The 9,936-nt window shown below is 65.2% G+C and carries 14 protein-coding genes; 7 read left to right on the top strand and 7 right to left on the bottom strand.

Features of this window, described 5'->3' with window-relative positions:
• From AC1D2K_RS21460 to AC1D2K_RS21430, 7 genes are all read left to right on the top strand, one after another.
• The coding region (locus tag AC1D2K_RS21460; RefSeq protein WP_478090849.1) for an Mth938-like domain-containing protein at nucleotides 1-197 on the top strand (197 nt) is incomplete at its 5' end.
• A gap of 133 nt (nucleotides 198-330) precedes the next feature.
• Nucleotides 331-807, top strand: a complete 477-nt coding sequence (locus tag AC1D2K_RS21455; protein ID WP_021006537.1) for a peroxiredoxin — start codon at nucleotides 331-333, stop codon at nucleotides 805-807.
• A gap of 190 nt (nucleotides 808-997) precedes the next feature.
• Nucleotides 998-2,743 carry a PhoH family protein gene (locus AC1D2K_RS21450; RefSeq protein WP_478090848.1) on the top strand — a complete coding sequence of 582 codons (1,746 nt, stop codon included), beginning with the start codon at nucleotides 998-1,000 and terminating at the stop codon, nucleotides 2,741-2,743.
• Nucleotides 2,744-2,927: 184 nt separating this feature from the next.
• On the top strand, nucleotides 2,928-3,302 hold the full coding sequence (locus AC1D2K_RS21445) for a VOC family protein (RefSeq protein ID WP_478090847.1): 375 nt from the start codon (nucleotides 2,928-2,930) through the stop codon (nucleotides 3,300-3,302).
• Between the two features lie 14 nt (nucleotides 3,303-3,316).
• Complete coding sequence (locus tag AC1D2K_RS21440) at nucleotides 3,317-3,766, top strand: EVE domain-containing protein (protein WP_478090846.1); 450 nt, start codon at nucleotides 3,317-3,319, stop codon at nucleotides 3,764-3,766.
• A gap of 20 nt (nucleotides 3,767-3,786) precedes the next feature.
• Complete coding sequence (locus tag AC1D2K_RS21435) at nucleotides 3,787-4,242, top strand: GyrI-like domain-containing protein (RefSeq protein WP_478090845.1); 456 nt, start codon at nucleotides 3,787-3,789, stop codon at nucleotides 4,240-4,242.
• A gap of 56 nt (nucleotides 4,243-4,298) precedes the next feature.
• A complete protein-coding gene (locus AC1D2K_RS21430; RefSeq protein WP_478090844.1) occupies nucleotides 4,299-4,994 on the top strand; it encodes a helix-turn-helix transcriptional regulator in 696 nt (231 codons plus the stop codon).
• A 112-nt stretch (nucleotides 4,995-5,106) separates the two neighbouring features.
• Here the strand turns inward: AC1D2K_RS21430 and dnaB are convergent, their stop codons facing one another.
• From dnaB to AC1D2K_RS21395, 7 genes are all read right to left on the bottom strand, one after another.
• Nucleotides 5,107-6,507, bottom strand: coding sequence for a replicative DNA helicase (dnaB, locus tag AC1D2K_RS21425; RefSeq protein ID WP_478090843.1), 1,401 nt, complete (start codon nucleotides 6,505-6,507; stop codon nucleotides 5,107-5,109).
• 170 nt (nucleotides 6,508-6,677) lie between these two features.
• Nucleotides 6,678-7,130, bottom strand: coding sequence for a 50S ribosomal protein L9 (gene rplI / locus AC1D2K_RS21420; RefSeq protein ID WP_478090842.1), 453 nt, complete (start codon nucleotides 7,128-7,130; stop codon nucleotides 6,678-6,680).
• Nucleotides 7,131-7,143: 13 nt separating this feature from the next.
• Entirely contained in the window at nucleotides 7,144-7,425 is a 282-nt protein-coding gene (rpsR, locus tag AC1D2K_RS21415; RefSeq protein WP_007830781.1) for a 30S ribosomal protein S18, read from the bottom strand.
• An 18-nt stretch (nucleotides 7,426-7,443) separates the two neighbouring features.
• Nucleotides 7,444-7,740, bottom strand: a complete 297-nt coding sequence (priB, locus tag AC1D2K_RS21410; RefSeq protein ID WP_478090841.1) for a primosomal replication protein N — start codon at nucleotides 7,738-7,740, stop codon at nucleotides 7,444-7,446.
• A gap of 4 nt (nucleotides 7,741-7,744) precedes the next feature.
• Entirely contained in the window at nucleotides 7,745-8,119 is a 375-nt protein-coding gene (rpsF, locus tag AC1D2K_RS21405; RefSeq protein ID WP_286610166.1) for a 30S ribosomal protein S6, read from the bottom strand.
• Nucleotides 8,120-8,278: 159 nt separating this feature from the next.
• Nucleotides 8,279-8,761, bottom strand: a complete 483-nt coding sequence (locus tag AC1D2K_RS21400; protein WP_478090840.1) for a hypothetical protein — start codon at nucleotides 8,759-8,761, stop codon at nucleotides 8,279-8,281.
• Between the two features lie 215 nt (nucleotides 8,762-8,976).
• A partial coding sequence (locus AC1D2K_RS21395; protein ID WP_478090839.1) for a putative PEP-binding protein occupies nucleotides 8,977-9,936 on the bottom strand: 960 nt, incomplete at its 5' end.

Here is a 9,936-nt window from a genome sequence, read left to right as displayed (position 1 = left end):
GCGCCGAACTGATCATTTTCGGCAGCGGCAAGCGCATCCGATTTCCGCAACCCGCCTGGCTCCAGCCGCTGATGGCGCAGCGCATCGGCGTCGAAACCATGGACACGCCGGCGGCCTGCCGCACCTACAACATTCTCGCGAGCGAAGGCCGCCATGTGGTCGCCGCACTCCTGATCGAGAAGCCCCAAGGGCAATAGGAGGCATTTCGGGGTAAAATTGCGGGTTGCGAACCGGTGGCTCGCCCTCCTCAGTTAGCAACGACCAATCCTCCATGGTCTCGACGGGCTTCGACCGGGTCGGACATGGAATCAAACGGAGAAAACAAGATTCATGGCGATCGTTGTCAACAAACCCATCCCCGAATTCGACGCCAATGCGACAGGCGGCCTGAAGGTCTCGAACACTTCGCACCTCGGCCACGTGCTGGTCATGTATTTCTACCCTAAAGACAATACCCCCGGCTGCACCACTGAAGCAATGCAGTTCCGTGACCGCTACAAGGACTTCGAAAAGGCCGGCGCCACGGTATTCGGCGTGTCGCGCGACAACATGAAGTCGCACGACGAATTCAAGGCCAAGCTCGAACTCCCCTTCGAGCTGATCGCGGACACCGAAGAAAAGATGTGCCACATGTTCGGTGTGGTCAAGAACAAGATCATGTACGGCAAGAAGGTCAAGGGCATCGAGCGCAGCACCTTCCTGATCGGCGCCGACGGCGTGCTCAAGGCCGAATGGCGGGGCCTGAAGGTTCCGGGCCACGTCGACGACGTCCTGAAGGCGGTCAAGGCGCTCAAGAAAGCTGCCTGAAGCCTGAATTCGTGTGGTTTTGCGCACTCGCGTTGGCGAAGCGCAACGATCACGGGTTGCGTCACGTGCGATGTGCATAATGGCTTCATGCCGTTGAGCTCCACGACCGCATCCACCGAACAAAGCCGCCCTGGTCTTCAGGCGGCTTTTTCGCTTTCTGGCACCCTTCCTTTTGCGAGCGACACCCCCCATGCCTCTGCCTCCCGCCCCCACGAAACGCGCCGCCCTGCTGTCGCCGGACGCGCACGACGCGCCCGCCCGTTCCTCGCAGGGACGCAACGGTCGCCGCTCGTCCGACCGCAGGACTGAACAAAGCGGCTCGAGCGGGCCCCAGCCGCTCGAATTGTTCGATCGCCACGTCGCGGAGGCCGGCGGCCCTGTCGAGCCGCCACCGCTGCCCGCCAAGGCGAAGGCGCCGGCCCGCCCGGTGCCGGAGCCCGCCGTACAGGTCGAGACGCGCGCCAAGGCCGTCCCTGCCCCTGCGCCCCAAGCGCCGGCGCGTCCCAAGCGCAGCAAATCCAACGGCCCGGCCAAGCTCTTCGTGCTCGACACCAATGTGCTGCTGCACGATCCGATGTGCCTGTTCCGATTCGAGGAGCACGACATCTTCCTGCCGATGATCGTGCTGGAAGAGCTCGACGGCCACAAGAAAGGCACCACCGAGGTCGCGCGCAACGGCCGCCAGACCAGTCGCACGCTCGACGCGCTGGCCGGCGCCCAGGGTGCCGACATCGGCAAGGGGCTGAAGCTCGACACCACCGGCCACCGCGAGGCCGGCGGCAAGCTGTTCTTCCAGACCGCCCCACTCGACTACACGCTGCCGACCAGCCTGCCGCAGGGCAAGGCCGACAACCAGATCCTCGGCGTCGTGCAGGCACTGCGCGATCTCTACGCCCAGGAGGCGCCCGGCCGTCTGAAGCAGGAGGTGGTGTTGGTGTCGAAGGACATCAACATGCGCGTCAAGGCACGCGCGCTCGGCCTCGCGACCGACGACTACCAGAACGACAAGACGCTGGAGGACGGCGACCTGCTCTACGCCGGCTCGCTCGCGCTTCCGGCCGATTTCTGGACCCGCCAGAGCAAGACGATCGAGAGCTGGCAAAGCGGCAGCAGCACCTTCTACCGGATCAGCGGCCCGATCGTGCCCAACCTCTTCATCAACCAGTTCGTCTACTTCGAGGCTCCCGGCGAGCCCAGCATGTATGCGCGCGTGACCGAGATCCGCGACAAGACCGCGGTGCTCAAGACGCTGAAGGACTACGGCTCGGCCAAGAACGCAGTCTGGGGCGTCAATACACGCAATCGCGAGCAGAACTTTGCGATGAACCTGCTGATGGACCCGGAGGTCGACTTCGTCACGCTGACCGGCACCGCCGGCACCGGCAAGACGCTGATGGCGCTGGCCTCGGGCCTGACGCAGGTGCTCGACGACCGCCGCTACACCGAGATCATCATGACCCGCGCGACCGTGAGCGTGGGCGAAGACATCGGCTTCCTGCCCGGCACCGAGGAGGAGAAGATGGGCCCCTGGATGGGCGCGCTCGACGACAACCTCGAGTTCCTGGCCAAGGGTGACGGCGGCGGTGCCGGTGAATGGGGCCGCGCGGCCACCAACGAGCTGATCCGCAGCCGCATCAAGATCAAGAGCATGAACTTCATGCGCGGGCGCACCTTCCTGAACAAGTACGTGATCATCGACGAGGCGCAGAACCTGACGCCCAAGCAGATGAAGACGCTGGTGACGCGCGCGGGCCCGGGCACCAAGATCATCTGCATGGGCAACCTGGCGCAGATCGACACGCCCTACCTCACCGAAGGCTCGTCGGGCCTCACCTTTGCGGTCGACAAGTTCAAGGGCTGGCCGCACAGCGGGCACATCACGCTGGCGCGCGGGGAGCGCTCGCGACTGGCGGATTTCGCGAGCGAAGTGCTGTAGCTCGCCCCCCAGGTTGCCCCGCACTTCGTGTCGGGGCGCCCCCCCCACCGTTTCGCGGTGTTTCACGAACGGGCCTGCGCTGCGCGCAGGCCGTTTTTTTTGGTCTGCTGAAGGCTCCTGACAATACGTTGTCAGGAGGCTCCGCGCAGCATGGAGGCTTCAATCACTGACACAGGAGAGCACCATGACTGCCACCACCATCAACTGGTTCGAGATTCCCGTTGCGAACCTCGACCGCGCGCAAGCCTTCTACGAGAAGGTGCTCGGCCGCACGCTGAAACGCGAGGCCATGGGCGGCGACCCGATGGCGATCTTTCCCTATCAGGAGCCGGCCACCGGCGGATGCCTGATGGCCGGCGGCCCGCGCGCCGCAGCGGCGGGCAGCGGTGTGCGGATCTATCTCGACTGCATGCCGAGCATCGACGCCGCCCTGTCGCGCGTCGCCGCGGCAGGCGGTGGGATCGTGACGCCGAAGACCGCGCTGCCGGAGGGCATGGGCTTCTTTGCCGTTCTGCGCGACACCGAAGGCAACGAAGTGGGCCTGCACGCGCTGGCCTGAAATCGGTGACAGCCATGACCCACAGGAACTGGATCGCCGTCGCCAGCGCGGAGCATGCGCGCCGCGGCCGCGACAATGCCGAAGGCGGCTTCATGCAGGTCGGCCACGGCAAGCTTGCGCCGCTCAAGCGCATCAGGGCCGGCGACCATGTCGCCTACTATTCGCCGACCACGGTACTGGGCGGCGCCGACAGGCTGCAGAGCTTCGTGTCGATCGGCGTCGTGCACGGCGACGAGCCCTACGAGGCCGACATGGGCAACGGCTTCGTGCCGTGGCGGCGAGACGTGCACTACGCCGCCGCCAGCGAAGCGCCCATCCTGCCGCTGATCGAACAGTTCGATTTCGTCGAAGACCCGAAGCGCTGGGGCAGCAAGTTCCGCTTCGGCATGTTCGAAGTCAACGACCACGATTTCCGCCTGATCGCGGCGGCCATGAAGGCCGACCGCAAAGGCCTCAACCTCTGAATGCCATGATGGAGAGAACCATGCAACCCCAACTTCAGCGCCTCGATCCCTTCAAGGTCGCCGGACTCACCGCACGCACCACGAACCGCGACGAGAGCGACCCCGAGGCCGCGCGCATCGGCACGCTCTGGAACCGCTTCTTCGGCGAGCGCGTCTACGAGACGACGCCTCACCGCATCGACGACATGCGGCTCTACGGCGTCTACTCGGCCTACGAGACCGACGCGCACGGAGCCTTCGACATCACGACCGGCGTCGCGGTGGCCGATGGCCCTGCGACGGTGCGGATCGAAGGCGGCGAATACCTGGTGTTCACCGGGCAAGGCGAAATGCCGCAGATGGTGCTCGCGGTCTGGCAGGCGATCTGGCACTATTTCGACGCTCACCCGGAAATCCGGCGCCGCTACCAGAGCGACTTCGAGGCCTACAGCGGGCCCGACCAGGTCGCCATTCACATCGGAGTCCTGACGGACTGAAAAAGCTCGCGCTCCCCGACTTCGAAACCAGACTCCTGGGAAGCTGATCCCGATCCATGCGCCGTGCCGACCGCTTGTTCCAGATCGTCCAGATCATTCGTGGGCGGCGGCTCACCACGGCCGCCTTCCTTGCGCGCCGTCTCGAGGTCTCCGAGCGCACGGTGTACCGCGACGTCGCCGATCTGCAGCGCCAGGGCGTGCCGGTCGAGGGCGAAGCGGGCGTCGGCTATCGCCTGGGCGCGGGCTTCGACCTGCCGCCGCTGATGTTCACGCAGGACGAGGCCGCGGCACTGGTGGCATCGGCGCGCCTGGCGCAAAGCTGGGTCGACGCCGCGATGGCGCGCGACATCGAATCGGCGCTCGGCAAGATCCTGTCGGTGCTGCCGCCGGCGGCGCGGGTATCGGCCGAAAGCCTGGCGCTCTACGCCCCCGCCTACGTGCTCGACGCCGGCACGCGGTCGCGGCTGCAGACGCTGCGCGAGGCCGTGCAGTCGCGCCACAAGCTGCGCATGGACTACCGCGACGTCGCGGGCGCCCCCAGCCAGCGCACGGTGCGCCCGCTGGGCTGTTTCTACTGGGGCAAGGTCTGGACCTTCTCGGCCTGGTGTGAACTGCGCAATGACTTCCGCGGCTTCCGGCTCGACCGCATTGACGCCATCGAAGTGCTGCCGGAGCGCTTCAGGGACGAGTCCGGCAAGACCCTGGCCGACATGCTGCGCCAGCTCAAGGCCGATTCCGGCGGGACCGCCTAGATGGCCCCCACGCTCCTTCACTTCGTGTGGTCGCTGCCCCCCGAGGGGGAGACGGCAGGCCGCCCGTCTGCGCGAAGCGCGGACTTCGCCGCGCTGGCGGCCCGGCGCCGGCCTAGAAGTCGTTGGCGCCGGCGAGGTTCTCGAACTTGGTCAGCGGCTTCAGGAACGCCAGCTTGACGGTGCCCGTCGGGCCGTTCCGGTGCTTGCTGATGATCACTTCGGCGACGCCGGGTTCCTTGCTGTTCTTGTCGTAGTAGTCGTCGCGATAGATGAACATGATGATGTCGGCATCCTGCTCGATCGCGCCGGATTCGCGCAGGTCGCTCATCATCGGACGCTTGTCGGTCCGGCTCTCGACGCCGCGGCTCAGCTGCGACAGCGCGATCACCGGACACTTGAGTTCCTTGGCCAGCATCTTCAGGCCGCGCGAGATTTCACCCACCGCGGTGGCGCGGTTCTCGTCGTTCATGCTGGTCGACACGCTCATGAGCTGCAGGTAGTCGACCACGATCAGGCCGAGCTTGCCGTACTGGCGCGCCAGGCGCCGCGCATTGGCGCGCAGCTCGCTGGTGGTCAGGCCGGGCGTCTCGTCGATGTGCAGCGAGACGTTGCGCAGTTTCTCGATCGCCTCGGTCAGGCGCGGCCATTCCTCGTCGGTCAGCTTGCCGGTGCGCAGGTGGCCCTGGTCGATGCGGCCGATCGAGCCGACGATACGCACCGCCAGCTGGGAGGCCCCCATTTCCATCGAGAACACTGCCACCGGCAGGCCTTCGTTGAGCGCCACGTGCTCTGCGATGTTGATCGCCAGCGAGGTCTTCCCCATCGAAGGGCGCGCGGCCAGCACGATCATGTCGCCCGGCTGCAGGCCGGAGGTCATCTTGTCGAACTCGTAGAAGCCGGTGCGCACGCCCGTGATGTCGTTCGGGTTCTCGGCCATCTCGGTCACGCGGTCCAGCAGTTCGACCACCAGGGAGTCCATGCCCTGGAAGCCCTGCTTCATGCGCGTGCCTTCCTCACCGATGTTGAAGATCTTCTGCTCGGCCTCGTCGAGGATCTTGTCGACCGCCTTGCCCTGGGTGTTGAAGGCGTTGGTCGCGATCTCGTCGCTGGCGCTCACGAGCTTGCGCAGGATCGAACGCTCGCGCACGATTTCGGCATAGCGGCGGATGTTGCTGGCGCTCGGCACGTACTGGGCGAGCGAGTTGAGGTAGCCGAGCCCGCCGATCTCGTCGGCCTTGCCGAGGTTCTGCAGCTGCTCGTAGACCGTGATCACGTCGGCCGGCTTGCTGGCATTGATCAGCGTGCCGATGGCCGCGTAGATCAGCTTGTGCTCGTGGCGGTAGAAATCGCCATCGACCACCACGTCGGCCATGCGATCCCAGGCACCGTTGTCGAGCAGGAGCCCGCCCAGCACGCTCGATTCGGCCTCGATCGAATGCGGTGGGATGCGCAATTGCGCGATCTGGCGGTCGGACGACGGGTCGTTATCGGCGTAGGAAAAAACTGCGGACATGAAGTTCCTTGCAACCATGCATGCTAAGCGGCGGCGGGCGCGGCGTCACGTGGACAAGGCTGTGAATAAGCGGTGATCTTCCGGTGCAGCGTCTGGGACAACCCATCCGCCCGGAAAAAGAAAAGCCGCCCGAAGGCGGCTCTTCCAAGCGCGCGAAGCGCGTCGGGCGATCAGGCGGTTTCGCCGTAGACCGCGACGGTGATGTCGACCACCACGTCGGTGTGCAGCGCGACGCTGACGGTGCTGTCGCCAGCGACCTTGATCGGGCCGTTGGGCATGCGCACCTGCGACTTCGCCACCTTGTAGCCCTGCTTGTTGAGCTCTTCGGCGATGTCGCTGTTGGTCACCGAGCCGAACAGGCGGCCGTCGACGCCGGCCTTCTGGGTCAGCTTGACGGTGGTGCCGGCGAGCTTCTCGCCCTGGGCTTGCGATTCGGCCAGCTTGGCGGCAGCAGCCTTTTCGAGTTCGACGCGCTTGGCTTCGAATTCGGCCTTGTTGGCTTCGGTGGCACGGCGGGCACGGCCCGACGGGATCAGGAAGTTGCGAGCGTAACCGTCCTTGACCTTGACGATTTCGCCGAGCACGCCGAGGTTGACGACCTTGTCCAGAAGAATGACTTGCATGGTATCTGGCTCCTTAGACGCGGTGTTGGTCGCTGTACGGCACCATCGCGAGGAAGCGGGCACGCTTGATCGCGGTGTTGAGCTGGCGCTGGTAGATCGCGCGCGTGCCCGTCAGGCGTGCGGGGATGATCTTGCCGTTTTCGCTGATGAAGTCGCGCAGGGTGTCGATGTCCTTGTAGTCGATTTCTTCGACGCCGGCGACGGTGAAGCGGCAGAAGCGCTTGCGCTTGAACAGCAACGACTGGGTGTTGCGCTTCGGACGCTTGTCCTTGTTGAATTTCTTGAACGTGGCCATTTTTGGACCTCTAGAAAATTAGTTGAATTCTTGAATGTGAAGCACGGGATGCTTGGCCGTACCCGGTGTGGCGAGGAAGCCCTGGAATCGCCAGAGACTGCCCAGCTCCTGCCTTGCGAGCCGCTCGGCCACTGCGCCGAACGCGACGGCCTTGATGGCCGCCTTGACCTGTCGGGGCTGGGCCGCTTCGGTCACTGTCGACTCGTGTTCGAGTCGCAGGTCGATGGCGGGCAATCCGGCAGGCGTGTAACGCATGGCTCCGAGTTCGGCGACGCAGGCAGTCAGCACCAGCTGATTGACCGCGGCAGCGCTCACAACATCAGTTGTTGTTGGCGGCGTATTCGGCCTGCTGGGCCTTGCGGGCCTCTTCGCGCTCGACCGTCTTCATCATCGACGAAGGACCGGTGTCGGCCTTCTTCTTGACCACGGTGAGGTGGCGCAGAACGGCGTCGTTGAACTTGAACGCGTGCTCGAGTTCGGCCATGACGGTCTGCTCGGCTTCGATGTTCACGCACAGGTAGTGCGCCTTGTTGAGCTTGTTGATCTGGTAGGCCAGCTGACGGCGGCCCCAGTCTTCAACGCGGTGGACCTTGCCGCCGCCGGCCGTGATCAGGCCCTTGTAGCGTTCCAGCATGGCCGGAACTTGCTCGCTCTGATCCGGATGGATCAGCAAAATGATTTCATAGTGACGCATTGGCACTCCTTGTGGATTTTTCCCGCGATTGGCAGGAAAGGGGTTGAGCCACCCGCGGCGTCAGACGTGGTGTGGCAAGGCAAAGCCGTAAATTATAGCACTCAGGCCGGCGCCGGGCCGTTCCCGGGTGGCCTGAGGCCCCTTGAGGGGGCGTGCGGGTCAGCCGCGCAGCGCCCGTTCGAGCGCCGAGGCCTTCTCGGGCCCCACCGCGGCCTGGATCTTGGGAAACAGCTCCAGCAGTTGCTCGCAGTTCGAGGTGCCTTCGACCGCCAGGTTGAGCCTGAAGCCGCGCAAGCCGAGGCTGCCGGTCAGCTGGGTGGCGATCGGATAGGCGTCCTTGTAGCGTTGCTGGTCCGAGCGCGCGGCCTGCGGTACACCCGCTGCACGCTTGGGCGCGGCGGCAACCGGAAGCGCCGCTGGGACGGCCACAACCGCGGTCGCACCCTCCCCGACCTGCGCCAGCAGCCCCTGCCCGACCATCTGGTCGATCTCCTCGCGGCTCACGCCCATTCCGGACTCGAGCACCTCGCCAACGCTTCGCTTGCCATCGAAAAGGATGAACGCGGTGCGCTGGCGTGGCGTCAGCGCAATGGACCGGTCCTTGAGAACACGCTGCCCGGCTTCGGTCTTGACAAGAATCATGGGGTTCCTCGACGTCAAGGTCAGGGCGTATAGCAGGGCCGGCCAATGGTCCTGGTGCGACTTCAGCACAACCGCGCCCCGGGATCCGGCGAGTTTGACACCAAAGAAGCATCTGGTTGCAAATACAGCCAGCTGACGCGAGGATTACACGAAAGACCGTGACCAAGTCGTTGCGCGGCGGTGACAAATCTGCCACCGCCGCCCCTCGCAGCCGCTCAGCGCTTGGCGAGCTGCTGCCAGGTTTCGATCACGCTGTCGGGGTTGAGCGAGATCGACTCGATCCCCTGCTCGGCGAGCCAGAGCGCGAAATCCGGATGGTCGCTGGGGCCCTGGCCGCAGATCCCGACGTACTTGCCCTGGTCCTTGCAGGCCTTGATGACCTTCGCCAGCAGCGCCTTGACGGCCGGGTCGCGCTCGTCGAAGTCGGCGGCCAGCAGTTCCAGGCCGGAGTCGCGGTCCAGGCCCAGCGTGAGCTGGGTCAGGTCGTTCGAGCCGATCGAGAAGCCGTCGAAGAATTTCAGGAACTCCTCGGGCAGGATCGCGTTGCTCGGCACCTCGCACATCATGATCAGCTTGAGTTCGTTCTCGCCGCGCTTCAGGCCGTGCTCGCCCAGCAGCGTGGTCACGCGCTCGGCCTGGCCCAGGGTGCGCACGAAGGGCACCATGATCTGCACGTTGGTCAGGCCCATCTCGTTGCGCACGCGCTTGAGCGCCTCGCACTCCATCGCGAAGGCCTCGCTGAACTCGCCGCTGAGGTAGCGCGCCGCGCCGCGGAAGCCCAGCATCGGGTTCTCTTCCTCGGGCTCGTAGCGGCTGCCGCCGATCAGCTTGCGGTACTCGTTGGACTTGAAGTCCGAGAGGCGCACGATCACCGGCTTGGGCCAGAAGGCGGCGCCGATGGTGGCGATGCCCTCGGCCACCTTGTCGACGTAGAAGGCCCGCGGCGACGCATGGCCCCGTGCCACCGATTCGACCGCCTTCTTGAGGTCGGCATCGACATTCGGGTAGTCGAGGATCGCCTTGGGATGGACGCCGATGTTGTTGTTGATGATGAACTCGAGCCGCGCCAGGCCGACGCCGTGGTTCGGCAGCTGGGCGAAGTCGAAGGCCAGCTGCGGATTGCCCACGTTCATCATGATCTTGAGGTCGATCGGGGGCATCTCGCCGCGCTGGAC

Source organism: Variovorax sp. P1_H12_2, from assembly GCF_056405335.1.
The sequence above is the reverse complement of the archived record's forward strand: the minus strand, read 5'-3'. Positions and strand labels throughout refer to the sequence as shown.